This window comes from Paraliobacillus salinarum, assembly GCF_014083865.1.
Taxonomy (GTDB): domain Bacteria; phylum Bacillota; class Bacilli; order Bacillales; family Amphibacillaceae; genus Paraliobacillus; species Paraliobacillus salinarum.
This window is the reverse complement of the sequence record NZ_JACEFA010000004.1, coordinates 225,788-242,552: the sequence shown is the minus strand read 5'-3', so window position 1 is coordinate 242,552 and position 16,765 is coordinate 225,788. Positions and strand designations below refer to the sequence as shown.

At 35.3% G+C, this 16,765-nt stretch carries 19 protein-coding genes and 1 other annotated feature; of the genes, 17 read left to right on the top strand and 2 right to left on the bottom strand.

Translation table 11 applies throughout. From position 1 onward, the window contains the following. The 7 genes from HP569_RS06515 to HP569_RS06485 form a co-directional block, all read left to right on the top strand. On the top strand, nt 1-197 hold a 197-nt coding region (locus tag HP569_RS06515; protein WP_182199027.1), incomplete at its 5' end, for an IS3 family transposase. Nucleotides 198-486: 289 nt separating this feature from the next. Beyond that, nucleotides 487-1,863, top strand: a complete 1,377-nt coding sequence (mnmE, locus tag HP569_RS06510) for a tRNA uridine-5-carboxymethylaminomethyl(34) synthesis GTPase MnmE (protein ID WP_182200366.1) — start codon at nt 487-489, stop codon at nt 1,861-1,863. Between the two features lie 45 nt (nt 1,864-1,908). Then, a complete protein-coding gene (mnmG, locus tag HP569_RS06505) occupies nt 1,909-3,798 on the top strand; it encodes a tRNA uridine-5-carboxymethylaminomethyl(34) synthesis enzyme MnmG (protein WP_182200347.1) in 1,890 nt (629 codons plus the stop codon). A 33-nt stretch (nt 3,799-3,831) separates the two neighbouring features. Beyond that, nucleotides 3,832-4,548 (top strand): 16S rRNA (guanine(527)-N(7))-methyltransferase RsmG, encoded by a 717-nt coding sequence (rsmG, locus tag HP569_RS06500; RefSeq protein ID WP_182200346.1) that lies wholly within the window; start codon nt 3,832-3,834, stop codon nt 4,546-4,548. 289 nt (nt 4,549-4,837) lie between these two features. Then, nucleotides 4,838-5,698, top strand: coding sequence for a nucleoid occlusion protein (gene noc / locus HP569_RS06495; protein WP_182200345.1), 861 nt, complete (start codon nt 4,838-4,840; stop codon nt 5,696-5,698). A 161-nt stretch (nt 5,699-5,859) separates the two neighbouring features. Then, the gene (locus HP569_RS06490) at nt 5,860-6,642 is read left to right on the top strand and encodes a ParA family protein (RefSeq protein WP_182200344.1); all 783 of its coding nucleotides are present in this window, start codon (nt 5,860-5,862) and stop codon (nt 6,640-6,642) included. After that, nucleotides 6,614-7,453: a ParB/RepB/Spo0J family partition protein gene (locus HP569_RS06485; RefSeq protein WP_182200343.1), complete on the top strand. Its 840-nt coding sequence runs from the start codon at nt 6,614-6,616 to the stop codon at nt 7,451-7,453. Before HP569_RS06490 ends, HP569_RS06485 begins: the two co-directional genes overlap by 29 nt. Before the next feature lie 154 nt (nt 7,454-7,607). Here the strand turns inward: HP569_RS06485 and yyaC are convergent, their stop codons facing one another. After that, a complete protein-coding gene (yyaC, locus tag HP569_RS06480; protein ID WP_182200342.1) occupies nt 7,608-8,207 on the bottom strand; it encodes a spore protease YyaC in 600 nt (199 codons plus the stop codon). 87 nt (nt 8,208-8,294) lie between these two features. On the opposite strand from yyaC, the gene HP569_RS06475 reads away from it, so the two are divergent. The 10 genes from HP569_RS06475 (at nt 8,295) to HP569_RS14345 (ending at nt 15,333) form a co-directional block, all read left to right on the top strand. Continuing rightward, nucleotides 8,295-9,308 carry a YkvI family membrane protein gene (locus HP569_RS06475; protein WP_182200341.1) on the top strand — a complete coding sequence of 338 codons (1,014 nt, stop codon included), beginning with the start codon at nt 8,295-8,297 and terminating at the stop codon, nt 9,306-9,308. A gap of 70 nt (nt 9,309-9,378) precedes the next feature. Continuing rightward, nucleotides 9,379-9,579 (top strand): DUF951 domain-containing protein, encoded by a 201-nt coding sequence (locus HP569_RS06470; RefSeq protein ID WP_182200340.1) that lies wholly within the window; start codon nt 9,379-9,381, stop codon nt 9,577-9,579. Nucleotides 9,580-9,798: 219 nt separating this feature from the next. After that, complete coding sequence (gene ychF / locus HP569_RS06465) at nt 9,799-10,899, top strand: redox-regulated ATPase YchF (protein ID WP_182200339.1); 1,101 nt, start codon at nt 9,799-9,801, stop codon at nt 10,897-10,899. A gap of 170 nt (nt 10,900-11,069) precedes the next feature. Beyond that, complete coding sequence (gene rpsF / locus HP569_RS06460) at nt 11,070-11,360, top strand: 30S ribosomal protein S6 (protein ID WP_182200338.1); 291 nt, start codon at nt 11,070-11,072, stop codon at nt 11,358-11,360. A 12-nt stretch (nt 11,361-11,372) separates the two neighbouring features. Further along, complete coding sequence (gene ssb, locus HP569_RS06455; protein ID WP_182200337.1) at nt 11,373-11,861, top strand: single-stranded DNA-binding protein; 489 nt, start codon at nt 11,373-11,375, stop codon at nt 11,859-11,861. A 25-nt stretch (nt 11,862-11,886) separates the two neighbouring features. Beyond that, nucleotides 11,887-12,117, top strand: a complete 231-nt coding sequence (gene rpsR / locus HP569_RS06450) for a 30S ribosomal protein S18 (protein WP_090851159.1) — start codon at nt 11,887-11,889, stop codon at nt 12,115-12,117. 379 nt (nt 12,118-12,496) lie between these two features. After that, nucleotides 12,497-12,847 (top strand): hypothetical protein, encoded by a 351-nt coding sequence (locus tag HP569_RS06445; RefSeq protein ID WP_182200336.1) that lies wholly within the window; start codon nt 12,497-12,499, stop codon nt 12,845-12,847. A gap of 90 nt (nt 12,848-12,937) precedes the next feature. Further along, nucleotides 12,938-13,157, top strand: a binding site (T-box leader). A 146-nt stretch (nt 13,158-13,303) separates the two neighbouring features. Continuing rightward, nucleotides 13,304-14,890, top strand: coding sequence for a phosphoglycerate dehydrogenase (serA, locus tag HP569_RS06440; RefSeq protein ID WP_182200335.1), 1,587 nt, complete (start codon nt 13,304-13,306; stop codon nt 14,888-14,890). A 124-nt stretch (nt 14,891-15,014) separates the two neighbouring features. Continuing rightward, nucleotides 15,015-15,191, top strand: a complete 177-nt coding sequence (locus HP569_RS06435) for a hypothetical protein (RefSeq protein WP_182200334.1) — start codon at nt 15,015-15,017, stop codon at nt 15,189-15,191. 16 nt (nt 15,192-15,207) lie between these two features. Continuing rightward, nucleotides 15,208-15,333, top strand: coding sequence for a DUF6254 family protein (locus HP569_RS14345; RefSeq protein WP_220464451.1), 126 nt, complete (start codon nt 15,208-15,210; stop codon nt 15,331-15,333). A 61-nt stretch (nt 15,334-15,394) separates the two neighbouring features. On the opposite strand, the gene HP569_RS06430 is transcribed toward HP569_RS14345, so the two are convergent. Beyond that, entirely contained in the window at nt 15,395-16,765 is a 1,371-nt protein-coding gene (locus HP569_RS06430; RefSeq protein ID WP_182200333.1) for an MATE family efflux transporter, read from the bottom strand.

Genomic DNA, 16,765 nt, shown 5'->3' with positions numbered 1-16,765 from the left:
ATAATTCGCCCATGGAGAACTTTTTTGGTTTACTAAAACAAGAGATGTATTACGGAGAGGCACTGTGCTCGTTTGAAGAATTAAAAAATAAAATTAAGGAACATATCAATTATTATAATAATAAGCGCATAAAGCAAAAATTGGCAGGCATGAGTCCAGTTCAATACCGAATTCACACCAGCCAATTAGCTGCTTAATATAATACTCTAACTTTTTGGGGTCACATCACAGTCGAGATGGCTCTTTTTTTTGATGATAAAAAATATAAAATAAAAAGTTATTAACATGTGGATAACAAAAAGGTGGAAAAGAAGGTATATAAAAAGATAGTTGAGTTGATATACACATGTGGATAAACAATTGATAAAATTGCTTTTCAAGTACGATAATTATATGATATTCTTGTAAGTTAGTGACAAGTGTCTAATATAAACGAATTAGTTAATGATAAATGAAGACGTTGAAGAGAAAAAGTGGGGTGAAGAGATGGAAAAAGATACGATTGCTGCAATATCGACACCATTAGGTGAAGGAGCCATTGCTATCGTTCGATTAAGTGGAGAAGAAGCTGTTGGCATTGCAAATCAACTTTTCTATGGGAAAGATTTAACACAAGTAGATTCACATACAATACATTATGGGAAAATCATTGACCCGACAACAAATCAGGTCATTGAAGAAGTAATGGTTAGTATTCTAAAAGCACCTAAAACGTTCACGAGAGAAGATGTCGTAGAAATAAATTGTCATGGTGGATTAGCTTCAGTTAATCGTTTATTGGAGTTAACCTTGCAAATGGGAGCTCGATTAGCTGAACCAGGTGAGTTTACGAAACGTGCCTTTTTAAATGGACGAATTGACTTATCACAAGCGGAAGCAGTAATGGATTTAATACGTGCCAAAACGGATAAAGCAATGGATGTTGCCATAAAGCAGTTAGACGGAAAATTATCTAAATTAATTCATAAATTAAGACAAGAATTAATTGAAACGGTAGCACATGTAGAGGTAAACATCGATTATCCAGAGTATGACGATGTGGAAGAGATGTCACATGAGCTAATGCAAACGAAAACGACTCATGTACAACAAGAAATTGAACGTTTGTTGCAAATGGCGAAACAAGGTAAAATTTTACGAGAAGGCATCTCTACTGCTATTATTGGACGACCCAATGTAGGGAAATCTTCACTATTGAATGCGTTAGTCCAAGAGAATAAAGCAATTGTAACAGATATTCCTGGGACAACACGCGATGTAATAGAGGAGTATGTCAATATTAGAGGAGTACCACTACGTTTAGTAGATACCGCTGGAATTCGTGATACAGAAGACATTGTGGAAAAAATAGGTGTCGAAAGATCTAGGCAAGTATTAAAAGAAGCAGATTTAATTTTGCTAGTGATCAATCAAAATGAAGTTTTAACAGAAGAAGATGAACAGCTATTTGAATTAGTACGTGATTTAGAAACGATCGTTTTAGTAAATAAAACAGATCTGCCACAAAAAATTGATCTTGATAAAGTAAAACAGTTAGCAGGTAATCATCCAATTATTACAACTGCATTAATTGAAGAAAAAGGAATAAATCAATTAGAAGAAGCAATTGCTGAAACTTTCTTTGCTGGGGAAATTGAAGCGAACGATCTAACCTATGTCTCCAATGTTCGACACATTCAGTTGTTAAAACAAGCAATTGCGGCATTAGACGAAGCAATGTCTGCAATGCAAGCAGGTATGCCGATTGATTTAGTTCAGATTGATGTGACGCGGGCATGGCAATTACTTGGAGAGATTGTCGGTGATACCGTGCAGGATAGCTTAATTGACCAGTTGTTCTCACAATTTTGTTTAGGAAAATAAGTAATTTCGTCTGCGAGAAGTAGGCAATAAAGGAGTGTCAATTTAATGACATATGAAGCAGGTAATTTTGATGTAATCGTTATTGGAGCAGGACATGCAGGTGTTGAAGCTGCTAATGCTAGTGCCAAGCGTGGAGCTAAAACATTAATGCTTACATTAAATCTAGATATGATTGCCTTTATGCCATGTAACCCATCTATTGGTGGACCGGCAAAAGGTGTTGTTGTTCGAGAAGTAGACGCATTAGGTGGGCTGATGGGCAAAGTAATTGATAAAACGTATATCCAAATGCGTATGTTAAACACAGGAAAAGGTCCAGCTGTTAGGGCATTACGTGCACAAGCAGATAAGCCTTTATATATTCAAGAAATGAAACAACAATTAGAGAATTTGGAGAACTTAACTATACGCCAAGCAATGGTGGAAAAATTAATTGTTGAAGATGGTGTTTGTAAGGGAGTTATTACAGAAACAAAAGCAGCTTTCTATGCAAAAACAGTGATTATTACTACAGGAACATTTATGCGTGGACGTGTAATTATTGGAGATCTGTCCTACGAGAGTGGTCCAAACAATCAACGCGCTTCTGTTAAGTTATCGGAAAACTTAGAGGAACTAGGATTTGAGCTTGTTCGTTTTAAAACAGGTACACCACCACGTGTGAATAGTCATACCATTGATTATTCTAAAACAGAAATACAACCAGGTGACGAGAATCCAAGCCATTTTTCATATGAAACTGTTGATGCAATAGTGGAGCAAATCCCATGTTGGTTAACGTATACAAATGAAAAAACGCACCAAATCATTGATGATAATCTTGGTTTATCCGCAATGTATTCTGGAATGATTAAAGGAACGGGCCCGCGCTATTGTCCTTCTATTGAAGATAAAGTAGTTCGTTTCCATGATAAACCACGTCATCAAATTTTCCTGGAACCAGAAGGTAGAAATACAGAAGAAATTTATGTTCAAGGGCTATCTACTTCTTTACCAGAATTTGTACAAAGAGAAATGCTACGTTCCATTCCAGGATTAGAAGAAGCGGAGATCATGCGTAGTGGCTATGCAATAGAATATGATGCAGTTGTTCCTACACAGTTATGGCCTACATTAGAAGTTAAAAAGATAGAAGGGTTATTTACAGCTGGTCAAATCAACGGTACTTCAGGATATGAAGAAGCAGCAGGACAAGGACTTATCGCTGGAATAAATGCAGCAGCAAAAGCATTGAATGCAGAAAACTTAATTCTTGACCGTTCACAAGCATATATAGGTGTATTAATTGATGACTTAGTAACAAAAGGAACAAACGAACCTTATCGTTTATTAACTTCTAGAGCAGAGTATCGTTTATTATTGAGACATGACAATGCAGACATGCGTCTAACAGAGATTGGCCATCGTTTAGGTTTGATTTCGGAACAACGTTATAGCAATTTTGTTGAAAAACAAGAACAAGTAGAAATAGAGAAAAAACGTTTAGCAAAACAAACCATTAAGCCTTCAGATCAACTTAATCAACTAATGGAAACAATTAATGCAACACCATTAAAAGAACCAACAAAAGCAGTTGACTTACTTAAGCGACCAGAGGTAAATTATGCATTTATTGAAAAAATACTAGAAGAAACAACCGATTTACCAAATGATGTGAAAGAACAAGTGGAAATTCAAATTAAATATCAAGGTTATATAGAGAAATCAAATCAACAAGTAGAAAAAATGAAAAAAATGGAAAACAAACTTATTCCTGATAATATTGATTATGATGCAATTGGTGGGATAGCGACAGAAGCGAAGCATAAGTTAAAAAAGGTTCGACCGTTATCAGTAGGTCAAGCTTCTCGTATTTCAGGTGTAAACCCCGCTGACGTTTCCATTTTGCTCGTTTACATTGAACAAGGAAATATTGCTAGAGTCAATCAATCATAAAAAGCTGTTTGACAACAGAAAGGGTTGTTAGTAATGAATGCAGAGACCTTTGCAGATCGGTTAAAAGAACACGGCATTGAGCTATCAGAAAAACAGAAGAACCAATTTGATATATACTTTAATACATTAATTGAATGGAATCAGAAAATAAATTTAACTGCAATCACTGAAGAAGAAGAAGTGTATTTGAAACATTTTTATGATTCAATTACCGCTGCCTTTTACTTTGATTTCACAAAGGAGATACATCTGTGTGATGTAGGAGCAGGAGCGGGTTTTCCTAGTATTCCCTTAAAAATATGCTTCCCTCATATCAAGGTAACAATTGTAGATTCATTACAAAAAAGGATTACTTTCCTAAATCAATTAGCGCATAATTTAGATCTTGATGGAGTTGCATTTTATCATGATCGAGCAGAACTCTTTGGCAAGCAAGAACAATTTAGACACTCATTTGATGTCGTTATGGCTAGAGCCGTTGCCAGAACATCTGTATTAAGTGAACTGTGCTTGCCGTTATGCAAAACAGGCGGAACATTTATTGCAATGAAAGGTCCTAACGCTGTTACAGAAATAGAAGATGCCAAAGCAGCTATTGAATTACTCGGTGGAGAAATTAATGAAGTGAATACATTTGAATTACCAGAAGATAGTGGAGAGCGCAACATTATTATTTTTAATAAAAAAAGAAAGACACCAAAGAAATACCCAAGGAAACCAGGTGTACCAAACAAAACACCAATTCAATAAAGCGAATGTTGAAATAATCATTTCTAACAAAATTTCCTGGACAAGCATAATAAAGTATATTAGCTATTTTTTAATTCTATTAGAACATCTTACTATTTTAGAAGATTATATGGTAGAATAAGAACAGAATAACGTCGTAGATAAGAACGAAGAACTTATCTTAGGAAAAATGATGATATGTTTCACGTGAAACATATCATCAAAAGCTACTTCATTATACAATCCTGTGAAACCATTAGATGGTTATAATAAGGTAGCATAGGAAAGAGATTAAGGTGGTGTCTAGTGAATGTTACACCCATTTAGCCGAATATTCGGCATAGGTGACAAGGAAGAAGAAGTTATAGAAGAAGAATATGTTCCAGATGAAGTCATTCAAATACCGGTGAAGGAAATTGCTGCAAATCGTTATCAGCCTCGTTCAATTTTTAATCAAGAAAAAATTGAAGAATTGGCACAGACGATTCACACACATGGTATGATTCAACCAATTGTGGTGCGAAAGATGACTCCTGATGAACAAGGTAGAACTTTTGAATTGATTGCGGGCGAAAGAAGATGGCGAGCAGTGACATCTTTAGAATGGGAAACAGTGCCGGCAATTATTCGAGAAATGAGTGATACTGAAACTGCCTCGGTTGCACTAATAGAAAATTTACAGCGTGAAGAACTTACCGTTATTGAAGAAGCAAAAGCATATGAAAGATTACTAGAATTACATGGTCTAACACAAGAAGCATTGGCACAACGATTAGGTAAAAGCCAATCAACTATTGCTAATAAGATGCGTCTACTTAAGCTTCCAGAAGCTGTTCAATCAGCAATTTTAGAAAAAAAAATAACTGAAAGACATGCGCGTGCATTAATTAGTGTGAAGGATCCAGAAAAACAAGAAAAACTATTAGCTGAAATAATTGATAAAAATCTTAATGTAAAACAGACTGAAGATCGAATTCAAAAATTATTAGAACAAACACCAAAAAAGAAAAAACCAACTTTAAAAGGTATTAATAAAGATATGCGGATTGCGATGAACACAATTAAACAATCGCTTCATATGGTAAGTGAGACAGGCATTAATTTAGAAACTGATGAACAAGATCATGATGATTATTACCAAATTACAATAAAAATTCCTAAGAAAAAATAATATACTTGATAAATCCCTTCTTCATGTCCGCAAGATTGGGATTTTCTTTTGTCTAATAATTGACAATAAAGATAAAGAGTTATAAAAGTTGTGTTTATTTACGAAAAAAATGATAGAATATAATTTATAGTCAATAGAGTTTGAACTAGGTAGGTGACACCATGGGAAAAATAATCGCCGTAGCAAATCAAAAAGGCGGCGTAGGAAAAACAACATCTTCAGTCAATTTAAGCGCATGTTTAGCATATATGAACCATAAAGTATTACTTGTAGACATTGATCCACAAGGAAATGCGACAAGTGGTACGGGTATTAATAAAGCTGACATGGACCAATGTGTTTACAACGTCTTAGTAGAAGACTTAAATGCAGACAAGGTGTGTGTTCCTACAACGGTAGAAAATTTAGATGTAATTCCAGCAACGATACAACTTGCTGGTGCGGAAATTGAACTTGTTCCTACAATCTCTAGGGAAGTTCGATTAAAAAAAGCACTAGAACCATTAGTGGATAAATATGATTATATTATTATCGATTGTCCGCCATCTCTAGGGTTATTAACCATCAATGCTCTAACCGCATCGGATAGTGTGTTAATTCCAGTACAATGTGAATACTATGCTTTGGAAGGTTTAAGTCAATTATTAAACACGATTCGTTTAGTACAGAAGCATCTTAACAAGCAGCTTGCAATTGAAGGTGTTTTATTAACCATGCTTGATGCAAGAACTAATTTAGGACTTCAAGTGATTGAAGAAGTAAAAAAATATTTTCAAGATAAAGTCTACAAATCTATTATCCCACGAAATATAAGGCTGGGTGAAGCCCCGAGCCATGGACAACCAATTATCGTTTATGATCCGAAATCTAGAGGTGCAGAAGTATATCTTGATTTAGCAAAGGAAGTGATCGCTAATGGCGAAAGGGTTAGGGAAAGGAATTAATGTTTTCTTCCCAGAGTTAGAATCGGATGATGATGAGGCAATACAACAAATTCCTGTTCAATCATGTCGTCCCAATCCATATCAACCACGTAAAACATTTCAAGCAGAAGCCATTGAAGAATTAAAAGATTCAATTCTTGAGTACGGCATTCTTCAACCTTTAATCGTTCGTCAAAGTATTAAAGGGTATGAAATTGTTGCAGGTGAGCGTCGTTTTCGGGCAGCAAAAGAAGCTGGGCTAGAGAAGGTTCCAGTTATTATAAAAGATATGACCGATCAGAAGATGATGGAGCTAGCATTGTTAGAAAACTTACAGCGTGAGGATTTGACTCCAATTGAAGAAGCTCAAGCTTATGCCAATTTGATGGAAGAATTTAATATGACGCAAGGTGAGTTGGCTCAACGTTTAGGTAAAAGCCGCCCACATATTGCAAACTTTATACGTTTGTTAAGTCTACCAGCTTCAATTACGGCTTTAATTAATAATGGTGAGTTATCAATGGGCCATGGTCGTACACTTTTAGGTTTAAAAGATAAAAAGAAATTACAACCGGTTGTAGATAAGATAAAAAAAGATAACTTAAACGTACGCCAGTTAGAACAGCTTATTAATCAGTTGAATGATAAAGCGCCTGAACAAAAGAAAAAATCAAAAGAAAAGAAAGATATTTTTATAACTGAAAGAGAAAGTTTACTGCGTAATCATTTAGGTACAGGTGTTAAAATTCATAAAGGTAAGAAAAAAGGAAAAATAGAAATAGAGTTTTTCTCTGATGATGATTTAGATCGTATACTTCAATTATTTCAATAAATGCAAGCCTGGCAGTCAATATTGCCGGGCTTTTCCTATGTGCAAATGTGTTATGTTCCACGTGAAACATGAACATAATTTGAATTCCATGGATTTTATTATTAATAACATTTGCCGTCAATTAGTAGAAAGAATCTATAAAGACATTACATATTTAGATTTTAATTCTTTTTTCAAGAGTTTGTGTAGTAGGGTGGTTGAGATAGATATCTAAATAGTGCAAAGCATCTGCAATGATTTCAGCCATAGACATGACAATGTGAAGTCTAGTGCTTTGTAAGACCATATAATCCATATAACCACCAATATTAACTATACCAGTTAGATATAGATCACCAATAGGTGGAAGATCTTTATTTAATGCAGCTCCGGGCTTTAATGCTCCAGTACCTACATTGATAGAACCAACAGATGATGGTTGTCCTAAACAAGCATCTACAGCTAATATAAATGGGTTATTAAACGCTTCGTGAATACTGGCTAATGTTTCATTTAAATTTTTGGCATGTACAGGATTTTCAAGCGTTCCAAATATAGAAAAATTCCGCTGTTTTTTTTTCTTTAACAAGCTTCCTGTCAACGGTCCTAAAGCGTCACCAGTTGATCGATCTGTTCCAATACATACAATGACAAAATCTTTTGTGTTGGTAGGTAACAAAGAGTGAATTGATTCAGCTACTTTTATTTTCACAAAATCAGATTGATAATCAAATCTTTTCTCCAATTTTGTATTACTTGGAGCTTTTAGATTCATAGCTTCTCCTCCAAAGGCATATTTTTAATAGTATACGAGCATTTTTATTGTTCTATACATTCTTATTAAAAATTAGGAGTGAAAATAATGTTTAAATCGGGTATGAGATGGATTTTTTTAATCATTGGAACAATGATCGGCGCCGGCTACGCTTCTGGTAGGGAACTGTGGCAATTTTTCGGGCCGGAAAGTGGACTAGCTATTCTAATATTCTCACTACTATTCATTGTATGTTGCTATACGATTTTGTTAATCAGTTACGAAAACAAAACATATGATTATTTACCCGTCTTAAAAAAATTAGTCGGAAAACGCTTTGCTCCTTTATATGATGGGATGATCATAATTTATTTATTTACTACAACTGTGATAATGTTAGCTGGAAGTGGTGTAACAATGGAGGCATTTCGTTTGCCTTATTGGTGGGGGATCATATTCATTGCTATCCCTGTGGTAATCGTATTTATTTGGGACATAGATGGTGTATTGTCATTAAACAGCATTATTTTACCACTACTAATTGTAGGTTTAGTAGGTGTGTTGCTATCTTTCATTATTAAACAAGACCTAATGATATTTGCAGATATAAAAGAACAAAGCAATTGGGTAGCTGCATTTCCATTCACAGCATTAAATATTCTTCCGTTAGTTGCCGTTCTTGGAGCCATTGGTGCACAAATCAAATCAAAAAAAGAAGCCCTTTTTTCCAGTATAGGGAGTGGTGTAATCTTAGGGTCTGTTTCATTTCTATACAATAGTAGCTTAGTGCAAATAGCCAATGATATTCTAGTATATGAAATACCTTTATTCGCTATATTAAAGCATTATCCTTACACGATGTTTATCTTTATTTCTATTTTATTATGGTTCGCAATTTTTACTACAGCAGTATCAGGAACACTAGGTCTAGTATCAAGAGCAAAAGAATTCACCCAAATGCCAATGTGGTTAATAGCTCTCGTTTTAGTTGTTTGTATGTTGCCATTAACTACTTTTGGCTTTGCTACCTTAATTGAATACTTATATCCACTTTATGGTTTACTGAACTTATATATCTTATCTAGTTTATTATTATATCCGTTCTTAAATCGATACAAATGATTGCGAACGTGATAAAATGGTACTATATTAAATGTATATTATTGTGCGTCGTTGCTAGGAGGGAAGCAGGTTGGCTAAAGATTATGGACTGAATGATATTGTTCAGATGAAAAAAGCACATCCGTGTGGAGAAAACAGATGGAAAATTATTCGTATGGGGATGGACATTCGAATAAAATGTGAAGGCTGTGACCACAGTGTACTAATTCCACGAAGAAAATTTGAAACAAAAATGAAAAAAATATTAGTGAAAGCTGAACAAGAGGATTAGCTTGAGGGTTGTTTCACGTGAAACTTTTGTTAATTTTAATGTTTAGCTATTCATTGAGTGAATAAAGTAGAAATATCGTTAGGGAAAAGATAGAGTTATACAAATGAAACATAGTTAGTTTAATGATTTATTAACTTGTCAAACGAAATATCTATCCCTATAATTAGAATGACTGAAACGTTCATATGAGCGGTATATCCTTAAGGAGTGGAAGTTTTTATGGCATTAACAGCAGGAATCGTTGGTTTGCCCAACGTTGGAAAATCAACATTGTTTAACGCAATTACGCAAGCTGGGGCAGAATCAGCTAACTATCCGTTTTGTACAATAGATCCAAACGTGGGTATTGTAGAAGTACCTGATGCACGTTTAGGAAAACTAACTGAATTAGTCAAACCTAAAAAGACAGTACCAACAGCCTTCGAATTTACTGATATTGCTGGGATTGTAAAGGGTGCTAGTAAGGGTGAAGGTTTAGGAAACCAATTTTTATCTCATATTCGTCAAGTGGATGCAATATGTCATGTTGTTAGATGTTTTCAAGATGAGAATATTACACATGTTTCAGGAGCAGTAGACCCAATTGATGATATTGAAACAATCAATTTAGAGCTAATACTAGCAGATCTAGAAACAGTTACTAAGCGTATGCAACGTGTAGAAAAAATGGCTAGACAAAAAGATAAAGAAGCAGTTGCAGAGTTTGATGTATTAGCTAAATTGAAAGATGCTTTTGAAAATGAGATGCCAGCACGCTCAGTTTCGTTCACCACAGATCAACAGAAGCTAGTAAAAGGACTACATTTATTAACAAGTAAACCTGTTTTGTACGTGGCGAACGTTGGTGAAGATGAGTTGCTTGAAGCAGATAATAACCCCAATGTCCAAAAAGTTCGTGACTTTGCAGCAAAGGAAGAGGCGGAAGTCATTGTTATTAGTGCAAAAGTAGAGTCAGAAATTGCAGAGCTTGAAGGAGAAGAGAAAACAGAGTTCCTTGAAGAGTTAGGTATAGCAGAATCTGGTTTAGATCAATTAATAAAAGCTACGTATCAATTACTTGGACTAGCTACTTACTTTACTGCTGGTGAGCAAGAAGTTCGAGCATGGACATTTACGAAGGGGATAAAAGCGCCCCAAGCTGCAGGGATTATTCACACTGATTTTGAGAGAGGTTTTATTCGAGCAGAAACTGTATCATATGACGACCTAGTAGAAGCCGGTTCAATGAGTGGCGCCAAGGAAAAGGGGAACGTTCGATTAGAAGGAAAAGAGTATTTGGTGAAAGACGGCGATGTCATGCATTTCCGTTTTAATGTGTAAGCCTGGATCAGTATAAATGTAAACCTGATTTTTATAATAAGTAAGGAATTGAATCTTGCGTTATTCAACAAAGTTTGGTATAATACTTGATTGTGAGTAATGAACAATTATTACTCCTTGCTTATTCTGAATAGGAGTAGGCCGCTAAGACCAAAAGGAGGTGCAAACGGATGAATAACTATGAAATCATGTACATCATCCGCCCAAACATTGAGGAAGAAGCGCAAACAGCATTGATTGAGCGTTTTAACAGTATCCTTACTGACAATGGTGCGGAAATTGAAAAAGTTGAAGAAAAAGGCAAGAAGCGTCTTGCTTATGAAATCAATGATTTTCGTGATGGTTACTATGTATTGATTAATTTCAAAGGCGATGAAAAAGCAATTAATGAATTTGATCGTTTAGCGAAGTTCTCTGACGATATTATTCGTCATATGGCAATTCGTCAAGACGACAAATAAGGAGGGATTCTCATGTTAAATCGTGTCGTACTCGTCGGCAGGTTAACGAAGGATCCAGACTTACGCTATACTGCAAATGGTGTTGCAGTAGCTAATTTCACCTTAGCCGTTAATCGACCATTTTCCAATCAACAAGGCGAACGAGAAGCAGATTTTATTAACTGTGTCGTATGGAGACGACCTGCTGAAAACTTAGCAAACTTTATGAATAAAGGGAGCCTAGTAGGAGTAGACGGTCGTGTTCAAACGAGAAATTTCGAAGGTCAAGATGGAAAGCGTGTCTATGTAACAGAAATTGTTGCAGACTCTGTACAGTTTCTTGAATCGAAAGGTGGAGGTGGGCCTAGTTCATCTAAAGGTGGACAAGGATCAGCAGGATATGAACCTGACTACAACCAAAACCAATCGTTTAATCAAAATAACAATCAATCGAATGAAAAGAATCCATTTGAAAATAATGGAGAACCAATTGATATATCAGATGATGATTTACCATTCTAATGTTTAATTAAAGGAGGGCTTTCTGATGGCAGCTCGTCGTGGACGTTCAAAGCGTCGTAAGGTGTGTTATTTCACAGCGAACGGTATTACACACATTGACTATAAAGATGTTGATTTGCTAAGAAAATTTGTTTCAGAGCGTGGAAAAATTCTTCCTCGTCGTGTAACAGGTACTTCTGCAAAATATCAACGTAAATTAACTAGAGCAATCAAGCGCGCACGTCAAATGGCATTATTGCCTTACGTGAACGATTAATTGTTAAATGAAGACACGATAAGAGAACTTATCGTGTCTTTTTTACTGTTTATACCTGATCTTAAATACATATATCTTTTTAATTTAAATAATAGAATGACAAACAAAACAGGGAACAATTTTTAAAAAATTGTTCCCTGTTTTCCTATATGAAATATAAAAAGGAATGCAATTATAGACCAGAAATGACTACACAGTAAGCATACAATTAATTTATCAAGAAAATGAATAAAAAAGCTGAATATATCTATAAAACTATTTATAGGTGATAAAGACATGTTAATTGGGGCAAAGAAAGTAATTTTTATGATCAGATAACAACAATTTTTAGAACTATGCATTATAATAATTGTATTAAGAGAATAAAATCGAATAGATATTGCTTTACAAAGAGGTGATTATTCTGTCAAAAACTATTTACTGTGATAAATGTGAGAAGATCATAAAAGAACGTGACGATCTGGTTACAACAACGTATTTATTTATAGTTGTTCCATATCATGAAGCTTGTTATGCAAAAGATTTGAAGACTGGCTATACGCTCTTTTTAGACAACCAACCTTTAAACGGCTTTACAAGTAATTTATTTTTTGTTTTATCCATTTTAATAGGAATTGCATGGGCAGTAATTGCTGAACCTTCATCTAAATGGATATCTTTTATTACGTTAATACCAATTAGCTATAGATTTTACTCTTATTTGACTTATGAAAGACATATAGGTAAATGAACGCGCCTTCATATAAAAACTTGTATAAAATCTGTTGACATAATTTCTATTCGTGCTATTATAAATGAAAATTCAAAATTATTTGTGAATAATAATACGTAGAAGAAGACATGTTTGTTGAGGCCGATTCTTAAGAGAGCTGGTGGGTGGTGAAAACCAGTGAATCGCACAATAAATAGCACTTCGGAGTAGGTAGATTGAACAGTAGTAGATCTACACGTGATGCACGTTACGCATAATCCAACAAAGGCTGTTTATTGACAGCAAAACCAGGGTGGTACCGCGGATGTTACAACTTTTCGCCCCTTACGCAAACGTAGAGGGTGGGAAGTTTTTTTATTTATATTAATAAAATGAAGAAAGGAGATGCGTGTGACGGTATTTTCGTAAGCTATTCATGTAAAATAGAAGAAGAACCTATGTAACCAATCCATTAATCAAATAGGGGGAAATAAAATGACGTACCGTGTGTTAATTAGTGATCCGTTAAGTGAAGATGGTATTTTTCCGTTACGAGAAGCAAAAGAAGTAGAAGTGGACATGTTGACTGACTTAACCGTTGATGAATTAAAAGAAAAAATTGTTGATTATGATGCTTTGCTCGTACGAAGCCAAACGAAAGTGACTAGAGAGATTATAGAAAAAGCAAAAAACTTAAAGATTATTGGTCGTGCTGGTGTAGGTGTCGATAATATTGATCTAGAAGCAGCAACAGAACATGGTGTTATTGTCGTTAATGCGCCAGATGGTAATACGAATTCAGCTGCAGAACATGCGATGGCGATGTTAATGTCTCTTGCTAGAAAAATTCCTCAAGCTTATCATGCATTATTACAGAAGAAGTGGGATAGGAAATCACACGTAGGTGTTGAACTAAAAGGAAAAACGTTAGGTGTAATTGGAATGGGGCGCATTGGTAGAGAGGTTGCCATGCGAGCAAAAGGACAACGCATGAAGGTAATTGCCTATGATCCGTTCTTTACTGAAGAGAAGGCAGAACGATTGGGTGTTTCACATGGAACAGTTGAAGAAGTAATTCGTTCAGCAGATTTTATTACCTTACACACACCGTTATTAAAAGAGACAAAACATTTAATCGATGCTGAAGCATTTAAAAAAATGAAAGACGGGGTTCAAATCATTAACTGTGCACGTGGTGGAATTATTGAAGAAGACGCACTTTATGATGCGATTGTATCTGGAAAAGTCGCAGGAGCTGCCTTAGATGTATTTGAGGAAGAACCAGCAACAGATCATAAGTTACTTGAATTAGCTGAAGTAATTGCTACACCACATTTAGGTGCAAGCACGGTAGAAGCACAAGAAAATGTAGCGATTGATGTGAGCCATGATGTAGTTCGGTTTTTAACAGGCGAATCAGTCAAAAATCCGGTTAATCTACCATCAGTTCCAAAAGAGTTGATGAAGAAAATTGAACCATATTTTAATTTAGCAGAAAAGCTAGGGCTATTTTTAACGAATGTAACAAAAGAAGTGATCGAAGAAATAACCATTTATTATGCCGGTGTTTTATATGAGATGGAAGTAGCACCATTAACAAGAAATACAATTAAAGGGTTGCTAGAACGCCACTTTGGTGATCACATTAATGATGTAAACGCGGCATTCTTAGCAGAACAACGGGGTATTGTGATACATGAACAAAAAACAAGTTCGACACAAGGCTTTACCAACTTAATTACAGTAGAAGTAAAGACAAAAACAAATAAGCATACCGTTGCAGGTACACTTCTAAATGGGTTAGGAGCACGTATCGTCAAGGTCGACAATTATAGTGTTGATTTAGCTCCTGAAGGCCATGTACTATTTATTCATCATAAAGACTTGCCAGGTGCAATTGGAAGAGTTGGTAGCATCTTAGCTGAAGAAGGAATAAACATCGCTACGATGCAAGTTGGGCGAGCAGATGTAGGTGGAGATGCGATTATGCTATTGACGGTTGATAAAACTGTTACAGATGCTGATGTAGAAGGTTTAACAAAACTAGCAGATATTTATGACGTGACAGCTATGGAAATATAGATTGAATCAAGAAGACTCAAATATTGGGTCTTCTTTTTAAATTGATTTTTATTCCTTATCCAACACTTACACGAATATTTACTTCCTCATTTCACATACTAAAAACATAAAAGGAGTGAAGATAATGGCGAAGCGGACAAAGAAAAATGATCCACAACAAAAAAACAAACAAGGTTTTGATTCCAGTAAAACCGATTCGGAATTCTCTGAGGAATTAGGAAGTGCAGCAGCAAATCGTGCTCATAAGGAAAAAGCGAAACAAATAAGAATGTCTAAAAATAAAAATAAGCCAACTAGTTAGAAGGAGAAAAACGCTTATGTCTAAATCAAAAAGCCGTAGAGAACGTGAATGGAACAATAGAAAACAATCACAAGATCCTCATGGTAAGGTGAAATCATTTGAGGAATTAGCAGAAGAAGCAAAAAAAGATAGTAACAATTAAACCGTCAGGAAGCGGTGATACAGTCGCTTCCTGACGGTTTTTACTACATTAATTAAATAGCTTATGCTCCAGCTTCTATTACTTTTGCCCGCGCTCTTCGATATACAATTCTTAATCGAATAAAGAATCCAATTGCTGCTCCTGTTAAACCTAAAGAAATACCAACCCAAAAACCTGCAGGGCCGAGAGTGGTATATGCTGCAAGAATGAATCCGGTAGGGATACCAATGATCCAATAAGAAACAAACGCAATATAGAAAGGTAACTTTACATCTTTATAACCACGCAGCACTCCTTGAAGACTTGCTTGAGCAGCATCAGAAAGTTGGTATAAGATAGCTATCATAAATAACTGTGCTGCAATCTGAACAACAGCAGGGTCCGTGGTATAAAAGTACGCGATTTGCTCCTTAAATAATATCATGATGATAGACCCTATTGATAAAAATCCAATCGCACTAAATACTCCAATAAAAGAGTATTGTTTTGCAGCATCTAACTGCTTTCCGCCAATGGAATAGCCAACCACAATCGTTATTGCCATCGATATACTTAATGGAATCATGAATAATAGGGTAGTAAAGCTAATAACTATTTGATTTGCGGCAATTACATTGGTTGAAAACATTATTCCTATAAGTAGTGTGACAACTGAGAATATACTTGCTTCAAAAAAGATAGATAACCCCATTGGAACGCCAATTGATAATTGTTCTTTCCAAGCGAGAATAGATGGTTTTACCCATTTAACAAAAAGCTTGTACTCTCTAACTAACCTCACCTTGAATGTCATGATCATACCAGTAATAAAAATAATCCAGAAGGTAATCCCGGTCGCGTATCCTGCACCAATTCCTCCTAACTTAGGTAAGCCAAAATTTCCGAAAATCAAGCTATAGTTTAACAAAACATTAAAAGGAACAGCTAAGATAGTAATGAACATAGTAATCCGTGTATACCCTTGTGCATCAAAGAAATTACGAATCACATTTGATAGAAATAACGGGATAATACCTATAGAAAGTCCAATCAAATAATGAAAAGCAATATGTTGAACACTTGGTTCTAGATCCATAAAAGTTAAAATTGGATCTAATGCAATAGAACCTAACAGGATAATACTCCCACCGATTAAAACAGCAAGATATAACGCCTGATTAACCGTGTAATGAATTTTGTGACGTTCATTTGCTCCAAGCATTTGCGCAATAATAGGGGTAATGGCCAACATAATTCCATTCATCCCTGTAAATATTGGAGCCCAAAGACTCGAACCAATTGCAACTCCTGCTAAGTCATCCGTTCCCACGCGACCAGCCATCATGGTATCGACAAGGTTCATGGCAGATAAACTAATTTGTGTGACCATAATTGGCCAGACAATAGTTAAGAACAAACGAATTTTTTCTTTTAGTGTATGTGCATGATACAA